At 71.9% G+C, this 15,944-nt stretch carries 12 protein-coding genes; 4 read left to right on the forward strand and 8 right to left on the reverse strand.

The window, feature by feature from the left end; genetic code table 11:
* Positions 1–118 precede the first annotated feature (118 nt).
* Positions 119–1,882: an aspartate--tRNA ligase gene (aspS, locus tag IE178_RS12955; RefSeq protein WP_193512350.1), complete on the forward strand. Its 1,764-nt coding sequence runs from the start codon at positions 119–121 to the stop codon at positions 1,880–1,882.
* A gap of 80 nt (positions 1,883–1,962) precedes the next feature.
* On the opposite strand, the gene IE178_RS12960 is transcribed toward aspS, so the two are convergent.
* The 4 genes from IE178_RS12960 to IE178_RS12975 form a co-directional block, all read right to left on the reverse strand.
* Positions 1,963–2,865: a hypothetical protein gene (locus tag IE178_RS12960; protein ID WP_184764254.1), complete on the reverse strand. Its 903-nt coding sequence runs from the start codon at positions 2,863–2,865 to the stop codon at positions 1,963–1,965.
* Positions 2,866–2,969: 104 nt separating this feature from the next.
* Positions 2,970–3,335, reverse strand: coding sequence for a PH domain-containing protein (locus IE178_RS12965; RefSeq protein WP_184764253.1), 366 nt, complete (start codon positions 3,333–3,335; stop codon positions 2,970–2,972).
* A gap of 118 nt (positions 3,336–3,453) precedes the next feature.
* Entirely contained in the window at positions 3,454–5,070 is a 1,617-nt protein-coding gene (gene metG / locus IE178_RS12970) for a methionine--tRNA ligase (protein WP_193512351.1), read from the reverse strand.
* Positions 5,071–5,179: 109 nt separating this feature from the next.
* Complete coding sequence (locus IE178_RS12975) at positions 5,180–7,318, reverse strand: VWA domain-containing protein (RefSeq protein ID WP_193512352.1); 2,139 nt, start codon at positions 7,316–7,318, stop codon at positions 5,180–5,182.
* 277 nt (positions 7,319–7,595) lie between these two features.
* Between IE178_RS12975 and IE178_RS12980 the strand changes: the two genes are divergently transcribed.
* Positions 7,596–9,668 carry a PhoX family protein gene (locus tag IE178_RS12980; protein WP_193512353.1) on the forward strand — a complete coding sequence of 691 codons (2,073 nt, stop codon included), beginning with the start codon at positions 7,596–7,598 and terminating at the stop codon, positions 9,666–9,668.
* Between the two features lie 19 nt (positions 9,669–9,687).
* Here the strand turns inward: IE178_RS12980 and IE178_RS12985 are convergent, their stop codons facing one another.
* Positions 9,688–10,629, reverse strand: coding sequence for a LysR family transcriptional regulator (locus IE178_RS12985; protein WP_193512354.1), 942 nt, complete (start codon positions 10,627–10,629; stop codon positions 9,688–9,690).
* A gap of 239 nt (positions 10,630–10,868) precedes the next feature.
* On the opposite strand from IE178_RS12985, the gene snpA reads away from it, so the two are divergent.
* Positions 10,869–11,546, forward strand: a complete 678-nt coding sequence (gene snpA / locus IE178_RS12990; protein ID WP_193512355.1) for a snapalysin — start codon at positions 10,869–10,871, stop codon at positions 11,544–11,546.
* Positions 11,547–11,650: 104 nt separating this feature from the next.
* Here the strand turns inward: snpA and IE178_RS12995 are convergent, their stop codons facing one another.
* The 3 genes from IE178_RS12995 to IE178_RS13005 form a co-directional block, all read right to left on the reverse strand.
* Positions 11,651–12,652 carry an endonuclease/exonuclease/phosphatase family protein gene (locus IE178_RS12995; protein WP_318280013.1) on the reverse strand — a complete coding sequence of 334 codons (1,002 nt, stop codon included), beginning with the start codon at positions 12,650–12,652 and terminating at the stop codon, positions 11,651–11,653.
* Positions 12,653–12,762: 110 nt separating this feature from the next.
* Positions 12,763–13,704 carry a hypothetical protein gene (locus tag IE178_RS13000; RefSeq protein WP_318280014.1) on the reverse strand — a complete coding sequence of 314 codons (942 nt, stop codon included), beginning with the start codon at positions 13,702–13,704 and terminating at the stop codon, positions 12,763–12,765.
* A 383-nt stretch (positions 13,705–14,087) separates the two neighbouring features.
* Positions 14,088–14,528: a hypothetical protein gene (locus IE178_RS13005; RefSeq protein WP_193512356.1), complete on the reverse strand. Its 441-nt coding sequence runs from the start codon at positions 14,526–14,528 to the stop codon at positions 14,088–14,090.
* 129 nt (positions 14,529–14,657) lie between these two features.
* On the opposite strand from IE178_RS13005, the gene IE178_RS13010 reads away from it, so the two are divergent.
* On the forward strand, positions 14,658–15,914 hold the full coding sequence (locus IE178_RS13010) for a PP2C family protein-serine/threonine phosphatase (protein WP_438874368.1): 1,257 nt from the start codon (positions 14,658–14,660) through the stop codon (positions 15,912–15,914).
* Positions 15,915–15,944: the final 30 nt, after the last annotated feature.

A 15,944-nucleotide genomic window follows, 5' to 3' on the forward strand; every position in this document is an offset into this window, starting at 1 on the left:
GAGGCCGCGCGCGTGCTCGATGAGTAATGGCGGAGAAGCGATCTTGGGGTGGCCGGTAGGCTTGGGGGAGTTTCACGTGAAACAAAGACCCCGATCCACGAAGGCTGGATGAACGACGATGCATCGGTACAGGTCCCACACCTGCGGCGAGCTCCGCGCCTCTGACGTCGGCACCGACGTCCGGCTGAGCGGCTGGCTGCACAATCGGCGCGACCTGGGCGGCATCCTCTTCATCGATCTGCGCGATCACTACGGCATCACGCAGCTCGTGGCCCGTCCCGGCACGGAGGCCTACGAGGCGCTGGACAAGCTCTCCAAGGAGACGGTGGTCCGCGTCGACGGCAAGGTCGTCTCCCGCGGCGCCGAGAACGTCAACGCCGAACTGCCCACCGGCGAGGTCGAGGTCGAGGTCGGCGCGGTCGAGGTGCTGGGCGCCGCCGCCCCGCTCCCCTTCACGATCAACGCCGAGGACGGGGTCAACGAGGAGCGGCGCCTGGAGTACCGCTTCCTGGACCTGCGCCGCGAGCGCATGCACCGCAACATCCTGCTGCGTACGTCGGTCATCTCGGCGATCCGCCAGAAGATGACGGCGCTGGGCTTCAACGAGATGGCGACGCCGATCCTGAGCGCCACCTCCCCGGAGGGCGCCCGTGACTTCGTCGTCCCCTCGCGCCTGAACCCGGGCAAGTTCTACGCGCTGCCGCAGGCGCCGCAGCAGTTCAAGCAGCTGCTGATGATCTCCGGCTTCGACCGCTACTTCCAGATCGCGCCCTGCTTCCGTGACGAGGACGCCCGCGCGGACCGCTCGCCCGGCGAGTTCTACCAGCTCGACGTGGAGATGAGCTTCGTCGAGCAGGAGGACGTCTTCCAGCCGATCGAGAAGCTGATGACCGAGCTGTTCGAGGAGTTCGGCAACGGCCGCCATGTGACGTCCCCGTTCCCGCGGATCCCGTTCCGCGAGGCGATGCTGAAGTACGGCTCCGACAAGCCGGATCTGCGCGCCCAGCTGGAGCTCGTCGACATCACCGATGTCTTCGAGGGCTCGGAGTTCAAGGCGTTCGCCGGCAAGCACGTGCGTGCGCTGCCGGTGCCGGACGTCTCCGGTCAGCCCCGCAAGTTCTTCGACCAGCTCGGCGACTACGCGGTGACGCAGGGCGCGAAGGGCCTCGCGTGGGTGCGGGTGGCCGAGGACGGCTCCCTCTCCGGCCCGATCGCGAAGTTCCTCACCGAGAAGAACGTCACGGAGCTGACCAAGCGCCTCTCCCTGGCCCCCGGCCACGCGGTGTTCTTCGGCGCGGGCGAGTTCGACGAGGTATCGAAGATCATGGGCGCGGTGCGGGTCGAGGCCGCGAAGCGGTCCGGCCACTTCGAGGAGAACGTCTTCCGCTTCTGCTGGATCGTCGACTTCCCGATGTACGAGAAGGACGAGGAGACCGGCGCGATCGACTTCTCGCACAACCCCTTCTCGATGCCGCAGGGCGGCCTGGAGGCCCTGGAGACCCAGGACCCGCTGTCCATCCTGGGCTGGCAGTACGACATCGTCTGCAACGGCGTCGAGCTGTCCTCCGGCGCGATCCGGAACCACGAGCCGGAGATCATGCTCAAGGCGTTCGAGATCGCGGGCTACGACCGCGAGACGGTCGAGGAGAAGTTCGCCGGCATGCTCCGCGCGTTCCGCTTCGGCGCCCCGCCGCACGGCGGCATCGCCCCGGGCGTCGACCGCATCGTCATGCTCCTCGCCGACGAGCCCAACATCCGCGAGACCATCGCCTTCCCGCTCAACGGCAACGCCCAGGACCTGATGATGGGCGCCCCGACCGAGCTGGACGAGTCCCGCCTGAAGGAGCTCCACCTGACGGTGCGCAAGCCGCAGCCGAAGTAACCCCGGCACCCTGGCAGCAGCGAAGGGGCCCGGAACCGACATCGCGATGTCGGTTCCGGGCCCCTTCGGCGTGTGCGGGTCTAGGAAGCCGGGCCCTCTTCGGCGAAGAGGTCCTCGGCGCGCTGCACGGTGCCGGAGCGGTCGAGCCAGTCGTTGAGGCGGTCGAGGTCGGTGCAGGTGGTGATGCGCTGACGGACGTCGTCGGAGAGGGGGAGGCCGCGTACCTCCAGCACGCGCAGAATTCCCTTGGCTTCGCCCTTGGCTTCGCCTTCGGCCTTGCCCTCCAGGTACTTCTGCTCGAAGTACGTCTTGTGCCCCGGGAAGTGGGTGACGACGTTGTTCATCTGCTGTCTCCAGTTCTCCCTGTGCGGAGTGTTCATCAAGCCGACTTCCACCACCTCGAACCAGTACCCCGTGACTGGCGGCGCGAAGGCCACGAGTCCGCGGGCGACCGTTTCCAGTATGGCGGCCGCCCTCGGGCTTTCGCTGTGAACGATGGCCGAGAGTGCCGCCAGGGCCGGCTGCTGGACCACGACCGTCTCGTCGGTGACTTCCGGGACGGTCTGCGGGCCCAGGACGAACGGGCGGGTGACCTGGGTCGTCCAGGGGCCCACGGTGCACTCGAAGGGGCCCGTCGCCCAGGCCGCCGTGGAGCGGTCGCGGCAGACCACGACCAGGAGGACCGGCAGGTCGTACTTCGCGCGCAGGTACGCGACGTAGTACGACCAACTGTTCGCCTTGTCCGGGTCCTTCTTCGTCTGGGCCTCCACGGCCAGGACGAAGTGCTCCCCCATGTCGGGCTCGAACATCAGGACCGTGTCCGCGCGGCGTTCCATCGGACGGATTTCGGTGACGTCCGGGGAGAGCTCGTGGAAGTCCGTCTTCACGGGCGGCGGCAGACCCAGTGCTTCGAAGACGGGCGCGAGGGCTTCCGGGTGCTCCTGGAAGAGCCGGTGGGAGGCCTCGTGTGTTGCTGTGACCATGAACGCAAACTAGGCGTGGTCATGGGTGGTGCTCCCGGCATATGCGGGAGCATTCACCCGATCGAAGGTGGAAGAAACGTTCAGGCCGTTTCGGGGGTGACGGGTCAGCGGGCGACGAACTGGGTGAGGATGGCCTGGACCTCGTAGATGTCGACGCCCTTGGTGAAGGTCTTCTCGATGGGGGTCGGGGTGCCGGAGATCCAGATCTTCAGCTCGGCGTCGAGGTCGAAGGTGCCGGCGGTCTCCACCGCGAAGTGGGTGATGCTGCGGTAGGGGACGGAGTGGTACTCCACCTTCTTGCCGGTGATGCCCTGCTTGTCGACCAGGATCAGGCGGCGGTCGGTGAACAGGATGGTGTCGCGGATCAGCAGGTACGCGGCGTGCACCTGCTCGCCGTGGCCCAGCAGACGGGCGTAGTCCTGCTGTGCCTGCGCCGGGTCGACGGTGTGCGCGTTGCCGAAGAGTGCCATGGAAGGTCCCCCCACGTGAATGGCGGCGGCCGGACGGCCGCCTTCACGTGATCTTCGCAAAGCGAGGGGCCCAGGAGAAGGCTTCACCGTCTCCTGGGCCCCTGCTGTGGCGAGTGCGTTACGCGGTCGGCTTCTCCTCGAGACGCGGGAAGAGGACCGCGCCCTTGGTGACCGTCGAGCCGGCGGGCAGGATGCCCCAGGTGCCGGCCTCCTGGACCTTCTGGTCGGCGAGTGCGCCGAGGGAGGCCTCCGCGCCGAGGGAGTCCCAGAGCTTCTGGGAGGTCTCCGGCATGACCGGGTTGAGCAGGACCGCCACGGCGCGCAGGGACTCCGCCGCCGTGTAGAGGATCGTCGCCAGGCGGGCCTTGCCCTCCGGGGAATCGTCCTTGGCGACCTTCCAGGGCTCCTGCTCGGTGATGTAGCCGTTGACCTGCTTGACGAAGTCGAACACGGCCAGGATGCCGCCCTGGAAGTCCAGCTCGTCGCCGATCTTCCGGTCGGCCTCCGCGACCGCCTTCGCCAGGCCGTCGTGGATCGCCTTCTCCGCGTCACCGTCGGCCGTCGACGCCGGCAGCTCGCCGCCGAAGTACTTGCCGACCATCGCCGCCACGCGGGACGCGAGGTTGCCGTAGTCGTTCGCCAGCTCGCTGGTGTAGCGGGCCGAGAAGTCCTCCCACGAGAAGCTGCCGTCCTGGCCGAACGCGATCGCCCGCAGGAAGTACCAGCGGTAGGCGTCCACACCGAAGTGCGAGGTCAGGTCCTGCGGCTTAATGCCGGTCAGGTTCGACTTGCTCATCTTCTCGCCGCCGACCATCAGCCAGCCGTTGGCGGCGACCTTCCCGGGAAGGGGGAGACCCTGCGCCATCAGCATGGCCGGCCAGATGATCGCGTGGAAGCGGAGGATGTCCTTGCCGACCAGGTGGACGTCGGCGGGGAACGTCGACTCGAACTTCTCCGGGTTCTCGTTGTAGCCGACCGCCGTCGCGTAGTTCAGCAGCGCGTCGACCCACACGTAGATCACGTGCTTCTCGTCCCACGGGACCGGCACGCCCCAGTCGAACGTCGAGCGGGAGATGGACAGGTCCTGAAGGCCCTGGCGGACGAAGTTCACGACCTCGTTGCGCGCGGACTCGGGCTGGATGAAGCCCGGGTTGGCCTCGTAGTGGGCGAGCAGCTTCTCGCCGTACTCGCTCAGCTTGAAGAAGTAGTTCTCCTCGCTGAGGATCTCCACCGGCTTCTTGTGGATCGGGCACAGCTTCTGCCCCGCGTACTCGCCCTCGCCGTCGAGCAGCTCGCCGGGGAGCTTGTACTCCTCGCAGCCCACGCAGTACGGGCCCTCGTAGCCGCCCTTGTAGATCTCGCCCTTGTCGTAGAGATCCTGGACGAACTCCTGGACGCGGTCGGTGTGCCGCTTCTGCGTGGTGCGGATGAAGTCGTCGTTCGCGATGTCGAGGTGCTCCCACAGGGGCTTCCAGGCCTCGGTGACGAGCTTGTCGGCCCAGGCCTGGGGGGTGACCCCGTTCGCCTCGGCCGTGCGCATGATCTTCTGACCGTGCTCGTCCGTGCCGGTGAGGTACCACACCTTCTCGCCGCGCTGACGGTGCCAGCGCGTGAGCACGTCCCCTGCGACGGTCGTGTAGGCGTGGCCCAGGTGAGGAGCGTCGTTGACGTAGTAAATGGGGGTCGAGACGTAGTACGCCTTCGCCCCCTGCTTCTCGGATCCAGTGGCCGCCATGGGCGAAATCCTACTGGCCCCGTGGAGATCGACTCACATGCGTTTCGGGGCGGGCGGGTGCGGTGCCGTACGGGTGTCGTGCCGTACGCGGCCGCCCGCCCCGGTGTCGTTACGGGCGCCAGGTCGCCAGTACGCCCTCGTACAGCTCCTTGTCCGTGAGCTCGCGGGGGGTGGGGCCCGCGTGGAAGAACGACGTGTTGCCGGTCTTCAGCTTGCGGAGGTAGTCGAAGGCCTTGTTGTCGTGCTCGCCGAAGGCCACGAAGGAGAAGAAGACGGCGGGGTGGCTCTTCGCCGCGCCGGTGAGGGACTGGGTGGCGGGGGTCTTGGCGTCGGGGGCGCCGTCCGTCTGGAAGACCACCAGGGCGGGGGTGCCGGCGGCTTCCTTGTCGTGCTGGGCGAGGACGGCCTCGACGGCCGCGTGGTAGCTGGTACGGCCCATGCGGCCGAGGCCGGCGTGCAGCTCGTCGATTCTGTTCTCGTGGTCGGTGAGGGTCAGCTCGCCGGTGCCGTCCAGTTCGGTGGAGAAGAACACGACGTGGACGGTCGCGTCGGTGTCGAGGTGGGCGGCGAGGGCGAGGGTTTGCTCGCCGAGGGCCTGGGCGGAGCCGTCCTTGTAGTACGGGCGCATGGAGGCGGAGCGGTCGAGTACGAGGTAGACCTTGGCGCGGGTGCCGGTGAGGTTGTGCTGCGCGAGGGCGGTGGCGGCGGCGTTGTAGGCGGTGGTGAGGGTGGTGGGCAGGGTGGGTTCGGCGGCGGCCTCGGCTTCGCCTTCGGCCGGGGTTTCGTTCCCACCCGCACCACCCGTGCGGCTCTCGTCGTCGGGTGCGGGTGGCCCCTGAGGGGCGTTCTCGCCGTCGGCGACCTCGGGTTCGGGCTCGGTCGCAGTTCCGGCCTCGGGTTCGGCCTCGGCCGCAGTTCCGGCCTCAGCGGCTGCCTCGGGCTTCTTCTCGGGCTCGGGCGTGAGCTCGGGCGCGGCCTCGGGCGTGGGCTGGACCTCGGCCTCGGCCGCTGTTTCGGCGCCAGCGGCTGCCTCGGGCTTCTTCTCGGCTTCGGGCTCGATCTCGTGCGTGGGCTCGACCTCGGGCTCGGGCTTCTCTTCGGCCTTCGGGGCCGCCTCCGGTTCGGGAACGGGCTCGGGGTCCGGAGTGGCCTCGGGCTCAGAAGTCGCCTCGGCCTCGGGAGTGGCCTTGGCCTCCGGGGCTACCTCGGCCTCCGCACCGGCCGCGGCTTCCGGTGCCGGAGCGGGCTCCGTCACCGTCACCGTCTCCACCTCGGGCGTCACCGTCTCCACCTCGGGCGTCACCGTCTCCGCCTCATCAGGCGTCGACTCCGCTTCCGTGGCCGGTTCCGTGCTGGTGGCCGGGGTTTTCTCGGCGGGGGCCTTCTCGGAGGTCGGCTCGGTGGTGGTCGGCGCGGGCTCTTCGGCGGCGGAAGCCTTCGAAGTCGGCTCCGGGGTGGTGGCCGGGGTTTCCTCGGCCGCCGTCTCCTGGGCCGGTTCCGTCGTGGTGGCCGGAGTGTTCTCCGCCGGGGCCGTCGGGGTCGGCTCCGGGGTGGTGGCCGGGGTTTCCTCGACCGCCGTCTCCTGGGCCGGTTCCGTCGTGGTGGCCGGGGTGTTCTCCGCCGGGGCCGTCGGGGTCGGCTCGGGGGTGGTGGCCGGGGTTTTATCGGCCGCCGTCTCCTCGGTCGGGTCCGTGGTGGTGGCCGGTGCCTCCGGGGTCGGGGCCGGGGTGGTGGTCTGGGTTTCCTCGGCCGCCGTCTCCTGGGCCGGTTCCGTCGTGGTGGCCGGGGTGTTCTCCGCCGGGGCCGTCGGGGTCGGCTCGGGGGTGGTGGCCGGGGTTTTATCGGCCGCCGTCTCCGAGATCGTCTCCGAGGTCGTCTCCCCCGTGGTGGCAGGGGTTTCCCCGGTGGGGGTTTTCGGGGTGAGGGGGTCGTCCGAGCGGGTGGGGCCGGGGACCGAGATGTTGTCGAAGGCCGCGGCGACGAGGTCGTGTTCCTCGCGGGGCTCCGGGACGGAGGCCGTGCGGGACGGCGGGGTGGGCTCGGGGGACGGGGACGGAACCTTCGGGGCCGCGGGGGTTTCCGCGGCGGGCTCCGGGGCCGGCGGCTCGGGCGACGGCGAGGTGGCCGGGGCGGGCGACGCCGGGGACGTACCCGTCGTCTCGGCGGCCGGCGCCGCACCCTCCGCTTCGGCGGACTTCGCTTTGCGTGACCGTCCGAACGCGTTCCGCAGGAGAGTGAGAATGCCCATGTGCGCAACCCTTCGCGTGAGTTGATGCCCGTCAATCCCTGGCCAGGACGGACACGTAAGGTTAACGGCCCGCAAGGGCGATCTTGGGCAGGGTTGGGTTTGCCGGATCGTACATGTCAAGAGGGCGATCCGGCCCGCGGGCGCCGGTCCCCGGTGACCGAGCGCAACTTCCTTCATGCTGCCGCAGGTTCACTCTCCGTTCACCCGGGCGCCCGGCTACCGCACAAATGTGCACCTACGGTCACGCTGACACCACGGGCACCCAAGGAGAGAAAACGTGCGAAAGCTGTTGCCGTTGATCGGAACGCCGTCCGGTTCCCACCCCGGCGGCCGGTCCGCCATGACCTGTCGTTTCCGGTGTGGTGACGCCTGCTTCCACGAGGTGCCCAACACCAGCTCCAACGAGTACGTCGGTGACGTCATCGCCGGCGCCCTCAGCCGCCGTTCCATGATGCGCGCCGCCGCGGTCGTGACCGTCGCCGCGGCCGGCGCCGGAGCGGTCGGCGTCGCGTCCGCGCCCGAGGCGCAGGCCGCCGCGGCCACCAAGGGCGGCCACCACGACAAGCCCAAGGGCGCCCGCGGCCTGCGGTTCACGCCCGTCGCGCCCAACACCGCCGACGCCGTCACCGTGCCGGAGGGCTACCGGCAGAACGTCGTCATCCGCTGGGGCGAGCCCATCCTGCGCGGCGCACCCGCCTTCGACCCGGAGAAGCAGAGCGCCAAGGCGCAGGCCGGGCAGTTCGGGTACAACTGCGACTTCCTCTCCCTGCTGCCGCTGCGCGGCGAGCGCGGCCGGCAGCTGCTCGTCGCCAACCACGAGTACACCGACGAGATCCTCATGTTCCGGGACTACGACCCCGCGAACCCCACGCGTGAGCAGGTGGAGATCGCCTGGGCCGCGCACGGCCTCGCGGTCGTCGCGGTGGAGGAGGACGGCAGGAGCGGCAAGCTGACGCCCGTCACACGGCACCGGCTCAACCGGCGCCTGACCGCCACCTCCGAGTTCCGGCTCACCGGGCCCGTCGCCGGGTCCGACCTGGTGAAGACCTCCGCCGACCCGAGCGGCACCACGGTCCTCGGCACCCTCAACAACTGCTCCGGCGGCACCACCCCGTGGGGCACCACGCTGCACGGCGAGGAGAACTTCAACCAGTACTTCGCCAACGGCTCCAGCGCCACCGACAAGCGGTACGGGATCGGCACCGGCGCCACCGAGCGCAAGTGGGAGCGTTTCGACAAGCGGTTCGACCTCGCCCAGGAGCCCAACGAGGCGCACCGCTTCGGGTACGTCGTCGAGCTCGACCCGTACGACCCCGACTCCGTGCCGCGCAAGCACACCGCGCTCGGCCGGTTCAAGCACGAGGCCGCGACCGTGCGGCTGACGCGGGACGGGCGCCCGGTGGTGTACTCCGGTGACGACGAGCGCTTCGACTACTTCTACAAGTTCGTCGGCAGCAAGCGGATGCGGCACGGCAACAGCCGCTCGGCGCGCGAGCACAACCTGTCGCTGCTCGACGAGGGCACGCTGTACGTCGCCAAGCTCACCGGTGACTCCCCGGCCATCGAGATCGACGGCACCGGCAAGCTGCCGAAGGACGGCGAGTTCGACGGCGGCGGCCAGTGGATCCCGCTGGCCACCGCCACCGCCGACGGTGCCGTCTCGCACGTCGAGGGCATGACCGCCGAGGAGGTCTTCGTCTTCACGCGTCTCGCCGGCGACAAGGTGGGCGCCACGAAGATGGACCGGCCCGAGGACATCGAGCCCAACCCGGTCACCGGCAAGGTCTACGTCGCCCTCACCAACAACTCCAACCGCGGCAAGGCGGGTTACGCCGCCGCCGACGAGGCCAACCCGCGCAACGCCAACAAGCACGGTCACGTGCTGGAGCTGACCGAGCGCTGGAACCGGCCGGAGAGCACCACGTTCGCCTGGTCGCTGTTCCTGGTCGCGGGCGACCCGGAGGACCCGGCGACCTACTTCGCCGGGTTCCCGAAGGACTCCGTCAGCCCGATCTCCTGCCCGGACAACGTCGCCTTCGACGACCACGGCAACCTGTGGATCTCCACCGACGGCAGCGCCCTCGGCTCCCACGACGGCCTCTTCGGTGTCGCCACGCGCGGGGACCGGCGCGGCGAGCTGAAGCAGTTCCTGACCGTGCCGAACGGTGCGGAGACCTGCGGTCCGGTCATCCAGGACCGGCGGGTGCTGGTCGCCGTGCAGCACCCGGGCGAGGTGGACGGGGCGTCGGTGGACCGCCCGGCCAGCACCTGGCCCGACGGGCCGGGCACGTACGTCCGTCCGGCCGTCGTCGCGGTGTGGCGCGCGGACGGCCGGGACATCGGCGTCTGAGCCGTCCCCGGCGGCCGTGTCACGGGAGGGCTGGGACGGGTGATCCCGATCCGCCGCGTTCCAGCCACTCCCGGTAGGCCGGTGCCTGACGTGCCACCTCCTGGTACGCCTCGGCCAGGTCGGGAAAGACGCCCGCCAGCTCGGTGTCCGTCCGGGCCGCCAGCAGCAGCCGTACGCCGAGCGGGTCGCCGTGCAGCCGGCGGACCGCCGTCTCGGGGCGGGAGGGCGAGGTCGGCTGGCAGACGGTGACGACCTCGCCGATGGCGACCAGGGACGCGGCGGTGTGGTAATCGCCGTGCAGGACACGCGGGTTGATACCGGCGGCGCGCAGCACCCGGCGTACGGCGTCCCACTCGCCGTCGACCGCCGGGTCGATCATCCAGCGGTCACCGGCCAGGTCGGACAGGTGGACGACCGGGTGCGCGGCGGCCGGATGGTCGGCCGGCAGGGAGACGAACTGCGGCTCGCGCTCGACGAGGACCCGGGTGCGCAGGCCCTCGGGGACGCGCAGGGGGAAGCCCTCGACCTCGTGCACGAAGGCGACGTCGAGCTGGCCGTCGGCGACCATGCGGAGCAGGGCGTTGGCGGAGACGTCCATGTGCAGGGTGGGCTCCTGCCAGTGCCGGCGCAGCCGGCGCAGCCAGCCCGCCAGGGCCCGGCTGGCGGTGGAGCCGATGCGCAGGTGCCGGTCGCCGACCGCGGCGGCGCGGGCCTCGGTGACCAGGGAGCGCAGTTCGGCCACCAGCGGGCGGGCACGGCTGAGCACCAGCCGGCCCAGCGGGGTGGGACGGCAGCCGGTGCGCGCACGGACGAACAGCGCGCCGCCCAGCTCCTCCTCGATGCGCCGCAGCTGCGTGCTCAACGAGGGCTGGGCCACGCCGAGGTGACGTGCGGCCCGGTGCAGGCTGCCGGTGTCGGCGATCGCGCACAGCGCCCTGAGGTGCCTGACCTCAAGCTCCATGCCCTGGGAGCGTAAAGCGGATGTTCGGGTTTCACCAGACACACAAATCCCGCCCGTTCAGGCGGAGTCGGGTGGTTGGGGACGGGCCGGTCGAGGGCGGGTGGTGGGGGACGGGGGTGGGGACGGTGGCCGGAGCCGGGGATAGGCCGGTCCTATCACCGGTTGCCATCATCACAGCGGCCTCGTGGGCGCGGACACTCACCGATGACATGACTCACCCCCACCCCTAGGAGTCATCGATGCGTATGCGCATGCCTCTGTCCGTTCTCACCGCCGCCGGTCTGGGCCTCACGGCGCTCGGCCTCGGCACGGTCCCCGCCTCGGCGGCGTCCGCCGTCAACGCCCCCGCCTCGTACGCCGCGTACAACGGTTCGTCGGAGGAGGCAGCGGCCAACCGCGCCTTCTTCGAGGCGGTACTGAAGTCGGCGGCCGAGAAGCGGGCCGCCAACCCGACGAGCGCGGCGGCCGTCACCGTCGTCTACGACGCCTCCAGGGCGCCCACGTTCGCCACGCAGATAGCCCGCAGCACCCAGATATGGAACAGCTCGGTGTCGAACGTGAGACTCCAGGCGGGCACCTCGGGAGCCGACTTCGCGTACTACGAGGGCAACGACTCGCGCGGCTCGTACGCCTCCACCGACGGTCACGGCGGCGGCTACATCTTCCTGGACTACCGGCAGAACCAGACCTACAACTCCACGCGCGTGACCGCGCACGAGACCGGCCATGTGCTCGGTCTGCCGGACCACTACACGGGTCCGTGCAGTGAGCTGATGTCCGGTGGCGGTCCCGGCCCGTCCTGCACCAACGCCTACCCCAACTCCACGGAGCGGTCGCGGGTGAACCAGCTGTGGGCGAACGGCTTCGCCGCCGCGCTGGACAAGGCGGAGAAGGCGCTGCAGAAGTCCGCGCGATAGCGGCCGAGCACGCCGGCGGGCCGTCCCGTTCCGGGGCGGCCCGCACGTGTGTCACCCGGCCGTCGTGCGGCGTGGGGTCACCCGGCCCGTCGTGCGGCGTCGGGTCACCGGCCGGCGTGCAGCGTGAGGTCGACGACCAGCGCGCGGTGGTCGGAGTCGGCGAGGTCGAGGAAGCGGGCCCGGCGCGCGGCGAACTCCTCGGACACCAGGACGTGGTCGATCTGCACGCCGAACGCCGGAGTGGTCCGCGCCGGCCAGGTCGGCGTCCGGACCGCACCGTCCAGGCGGGCCGCGTCGCGCAGACCGGTGTCGAGGACGCGCCGGAAGGCGGCGTGGTCCTGGGAGGCGTTGAAGTCCCCGGCGAGCACGGTCGGGGTGTCCCGGGCGGCGGCGGCCGCGTCGCGCAGCCTGCCGAGCTCCCGCTGCCAGAGGCCCACCTGGTCGGGGAGCGGCGGCATGGGGTGGGCGAGCTGGAGCCGTACGGCGTGTCCGTCGACGTCGGCGACGGCGCCGGGCATGCCCATGGTGCCGGGCACGCCGTCCCGGGCGTCGAGCGGGAAGCGGCTGAGGATGACGGAACCCTCGGATCCGCCGCCCTCGACGGCCTGCCGGTGCGGATAGGTGCCCGACAGCTCCCGCTTCAGCGCGGTGTCGCAGGTGTACTCGCACTCCTGGACGAACACGACGTCCGGTTTCTCGCGGCGCACGGCCTCGATCAGCGCGCCGGTGGCCTGTCCGAACTCCACGTTGGAGGTCAGCACCCGCAGCTCGGCGACGGGCGGCCCCGTGGGCTCACCCGTCTTGCCGTACGGCTCGATGAACCAGGCCAGCAGACCGAGCAGGGCCACGCCCCATACGGCGCCGGTCCACCACCGGGCGAGCAGGGTGAACAGCAGTCCGGCGGCGGTGGGCACCAGCAGCCAGGGCAGGAAGGCGAGGAGCTGGGGCACGGGGGTGACGCCGTCGGTGTCGGCGACCCGGCAGCCGACGACCGCGCTCACCCCGGCGAACAGCAGCGCCGCGCACCAGGCACCGAACCGCCGCATTCCCCCGGGCCGCGCGGCCCCGTCCCCGGTGACCGTCGGATCGGCAGTGGCAGTGTCCAACGTTGCGGCCCTCCGCTCGCGGGTTGCGATGCCCGAATCCTCCCTCGACAACGTTCCCGAAGACGAGCGAGGACGCCGGCGGGTTGCGGTGACGGCCGCCGGGCGGTGTGTCAGGTGCGGGCCCGGGGCGGGGACGGCGTGGGGGCACGGACGGCTGTGGGGGCGGCGGCCGGTGCGCGGCGGGGGCGGAGGGTGGTCAGCCAGGAGGCCAGGGCCACGGTCAGGCCCAGCGCGAGAAGCAGCCAGGACGCCGTGCGCAGCGTGGCGGTGAGGGCGTCGTAGACCGCGCCCGCCGCCGGGCGGTGGAGGCGGTCGGGCAGGTCGGCCAGGGTGAGGCGGCGGCCGATGGTGATCGCGAGGGCGAGCAGCGCGCCGCCCAGGGCGGTGCCCAGACCGGTGGCGGTGAGCGCACGGCGGCGGCACGCGGCGACGGCGATCCCGGTGACGGCGAGGACGACGGCCGCGAGCGGCAGCCAGAAGGCGGCGGCGTCCAGCACGTGATACCCCTTCCGGAGTCCGGCCACCTCCCCGGCCGGCACGACCGCGACCTCGGTGTGCTCGACGGGGATGCGGTGGGCGAAGGGCATGTGGTCGGCGGCGAGCCGCTGTCTCACCCGCGCGGTGACCGGGGCGAGGTCGACGGTGACCGGGCCCCGGGTGGCGGCGTCGTCGCGCAGGGCGTGCAGGACCGCGTCGTGGACGGCCCTGTTGCCCGCCTCCCACGCCACGCGGAACGCCTCGGTACGGGTGAACGAGCGCACCGCGTCCCGTACGAACGGTCCGACCGCGCTGTCCGCCGCGCTGTCCGCCGCGCCCGCGTCCAGTTCCCGTACGACTTCGTCCCCGACGGCGTCGGCGACCGCGTCGCGTACGTCCGGGTCGGCGGCCAGCGGCGCCATGGTGCCGACGTACCGGCCGGTGTCGGCGAGTCCGAACGCCGCCCAGGCCGCGAGCGTGCCGCAGGGGGCGAGCAGGCAGGCGAGGGCGACCAGCGTCGCCGACAGGGCGTTGCGCAGGCGCGTGCGGTGGGGGTCGATCCGGTGGAGGGGCACCTCTCCAGGCAAGGCGCCGGGGGCGGGGTGCGCGAGCGCTGGGCGCGCGTACGGGTGCAGTGGGGGGCCGAACGGGCGGTTGGGTGGAGGGCCGTGCCGGTGCGGGGCGGGGGTGGGTCGCGCGGCCCGGCGCCGACGGGGCGCCGCCGCGCCCACCCGTGCCGTCCCGGCGGCGCGACTGCCCGCGGTGGGTGGGGGCGGTTGCCGTGGCTGTGCGTGCTGCCCCGGCTGCGTCCGTCGGTAGGGGGTGGGAGCGGGCCCTGCCTGCCCGCGGTGGGCGGGGGCGCCGCCGCGCCCGCCCGTGCCGCCCCGGCGGCATGACTGCCCGCGGTGGGCGGGGCGGTTGCCGGCGCCGGACGTGCTGTCCTGAGCGGGGCCGCGCGTCAACCGGTGGGGTGGCCCGTCGCGTCCTCGTGTGTGTAGAAGCGGTAGAACATCACTCCGAACACGCCCGCCGCGACCGCCAGCCCCAGTGCCGTGGACCGCAGCACGCTTCCGGCGGCCTGGTTGAACAGGAAGCCGACCGCGATGCCGCTGAAGGCGGCCCAGAGCACCGCGTGCATCTCGCGCCGCAGTTTCGGGGCCAGGGCGAGGAGCGCCATGAAGGCCAGGGCGAACGCGAGGGCGGTGAGGAAGCCGAACAGGAGGTTGGAGCCGGTGACGGGCCCCGCGTCGCGCCGGTTGGCCGCCGCCCAGTAGCCGTACACGAGTCCGGTGAGGACGGGGACCGCCACCTTCGCCGCCCGGTGGGCCCGCCCGCTGAGGAGGTCGGTCGTGCCGGCCCGCCCGACCGGTCCCCGGGACCGGGGTGCCGCATGCGCCATGAGAGTGCTCCTCTCTCCCGCCCCCGCCTACCAGGGCACACCCCCCGCGAGCCGGTGGCAAGTCGGCTGCGCGAAGACCGCCGACGGGGACCGGATGCGGGCCGCACGGGCCCGTGTTTCGCTGGGGCCGTGAGTCCGGGCAGCGGGGGACACGGCTGGCACGACCGGTCCCCGTCGGCCGGCCGGCGGGACGTCGCGCACCCGCACGACCGGTATCCGTCGGCCGGCCGGCGGGATGTCGCGCACCGGCACGAGATGCTCCTGGTAGGGGGCCGCAGCGTCGCCTGGGTGCCGCCGTTCCTGCTGCTCACCGCCATCGCGGTGGCCGACTACAACACCACCGGCGAGTTCCGGATCATCTCCTGGATCGTGCTGGTGCCGGGCATCGCCGCAGCGATCTGCGGGGTGTGGGGCACGGCCGTGTTCGCCGTGCTCGCGATCGCCGCCTACGTCACCGTGGACAACGCCTGGCCGCACCAGTTCCAGACGGGGCTGCCCGACTTCATCCTCGTCAGCACCGGCGGCATCCTCGCCACCCTGGCCTGCGTGGTGCGGGTGCGCGGGGAGCGCCGCGCCCTGCACCTGCGGGACGTCGCCGACACCGTGCGGCGCACCGTGCTGCGCCCCCTGCCGCCGGGCTGGGGCGGCCTGGACCACGCCGGTGTCTATCTCACCGCGGACGCCCAGGCCCGGGTCGGCGGTGACTTCTACGACATCCAGCCGGGCCCGCACGGCACCCGCGTCCTCGTCGGCGACGTCCAGGGCAAGGGACTGGGCGCGGTGGAGACGGCGTCGGTGCTGCTCGGCACCTTCCGCGAGGCCGGCTACCACGAGGCGGAGCTGACGGTCGTCGCGGAGCGGCTGGAGGCCCGGATGACGCGGCACCGCGAGTACACCAGGGCGCTCGGCCGGGACGACGGCGACCGGTTCGCCACCGCCGTGCTGCTCGGCTTCCCCGCGGGCCGGACCGGCGTGGTGGACGCCGTCGTCTTCGGGCACGAACCGCCGCTGGCCGTCGGCCGCGACGGGGTACGGATGCTGCCGGTCGGCGGGGGGCTCCCGCTCGGCTACCGCGACCTGGCCCCCGGCCCGCCGCGGGTGCGCCGGGTGCCGCTGGCCGCCGACGAGACGCTGCTGCTGGTCACCGACGGGGTGACCGAGGCCCGGGACGGCGACGGACGCTTCTACCGGCTCGCCGACGAGGTGACCCGCGCGGTGTCGGCGGACCCGCGGGTCGTCGCACCGGCCCTGCTGGTCGCCGTCGTACGGGACGGGACGCTGCGGCACAGCGCGGGGCGTCTGGCCGACGACACCACCGCCTTCGCGGTGCGGCGGTCCCGCGCGGCGGGAGGCGAAGGCCCCGAAGGGGGACATTCACCCTCCTGACGCCCCCCGTCGCAGCCGCAGCGGTTACCG

It is taken from the genome of Streptomyces griseoloalbus (assembly GCA_014650015.1).
Classification (GTDB): domain Bacteria; phylum Actinomycetota; class Actinomycetes; order Streptomycetales; family Streptomycetaceae; genus Streptomyces; species Streptomyces griseoloalbus.